The sequence below is a fragment of the Corynebacterium sp. HMSC036D02 genome, from assembly GCF_001836165.1.
GTDB lineage: Bacteria > Actinomycetota > Actinomycetes > Mycobacteriales > Mycobacteriaceae > Corynebacterium.
Genome location: NZ_KV827703.1, coordinates 1 through 1,433 on the forward strand (window position 1 = coordinate 1; position 1,433 = coordinate 1,433).

General features: G+C 54.2%; 1 protein-coding gene. It reads left to right on the forward strand.

Going from position 1 to position 1,433, the window contains the following annotated elements; genetic code table 11:
• Window positions 1-153: 153 nt before the first annotated feature.
• Window positions 154-1,428, forward strand: a complete 1,275-nt coding sequence (locus HMPREF2743_RS10040; RefSeq protein WP_070818746.1) for an HNH endonuclease signature motif containing protein — start codon at window positions 154-156, stop codon at window positions 1,426-1,428.
• The last annotated feature ends 5 nt before the right edge of the window (window positions 1,429-1,433 follow it).

Below are 1,433 nucleotides of genomic sequence, written 5' to 3' on the forward strand. Positions count from 1 at the left end.
TCGAACGTGCTGGCTAACCCGTGGTGACTACCCCCGTTTATAGTAACGACTTGACATGAATTTAGAGCAGGCTATAGCCATGCGGGGTGTGTGGTACTAGAATCATGGTTAGAACATTTCTTCTAACACATGTTTATCTCGGGGGAGATTTCCATGACCACCACCGCCACTACACGCCCTGCACCCTTCTTCTTTTCCACCACTAACCCGAATAACCCACACGCTATAGCCCGCGCTAACGCCCGCCGCGCCACCTATGACACCTGGCAGGCAGCCATGCCCAGCCTTGACGCAGACATCAACACCACCGCACTATCCCTAGTGGCAGCCTGGTCACTTCCGGAAGGCCACATCAAATCCGGCCTGCGCGCCATCCACCGCCTTAACAGCCTGCCGAAAGTCAAAGCCATACAAGACACCCACTGCCTGCTCGACATTGAATCCTTGATTGCTATTGATCAGCCCATGTCAGCACTAACAGCCTTGACTAGTGAAACCCTAGACTTCATCGACACAATCCTGGCTGATTTCTTTACCCCCACTAAGCCGAATCAGGCTTTTCCTACTCGCAGCCAAATCAGGCGCAAAGTCCGCGACATATGTAAAACCCTCGATGACTCCATCGCCTACCGGGATACCCGCCCTAAAGATACCTACCGGTTTTCTTCTAACGGCACCTCAGCCTGGCTGGAACTGCAAGTTGGGGAAGACACCGGCATTAAACTCGATGCCTTCATCCATAAAACCGCCGCCAAAGAAAACATCACTGTGCCTGAGGCAGTCATCAAACTGCTATCCGGTGAGATAAAGCCACCAGCCACCGTGGTGTTACACACCTACCAAGCCCGCGACATTGAGAATGCACCAACCTATATTGAAGGCTTCGGCTGGCGGGCTGAGCCCATGCCACATGACAAGACACGGGATTTAACCGGTGATATCGCTGAAGCTGACGGCTACCAGCCAGGCCTGATCATGCGCAAGATTGTCGAAGGCCGCGACGGTACCTGCCGGGTCGGCGGATGTGAAGAGCCTGCTTATCTTAGCCAATTAGATCACCGGCATAACTGGGCTGAAGGCGGGCCAACCCACCCGAAGAACCTGGCGTGTTTATGCCAAGGGCATCACAACATGAAAACCGATGGCACCCTCAACTACCTGCTAGACCCCTACAGCGGGGATGCCATCTGGCTATTCGAAGACGGCACCTGGACTATCACCGAAGCTGACGGGCCACTAGCGCCAAAGCAGAAACGGTGGGCGCAAACAGTCGCCCAACACATCACCGCCACCCGGAAACGTGTACGCGAGGAAGCCCAACACCTCAAACAAGAACTCGACGACTACACACAACAACAAACCAAAGCCAAAGCCGAGAACAAAAGCAAGACCGACACAGATGCCGACACCGACGACATCCCCTTCTAAACACC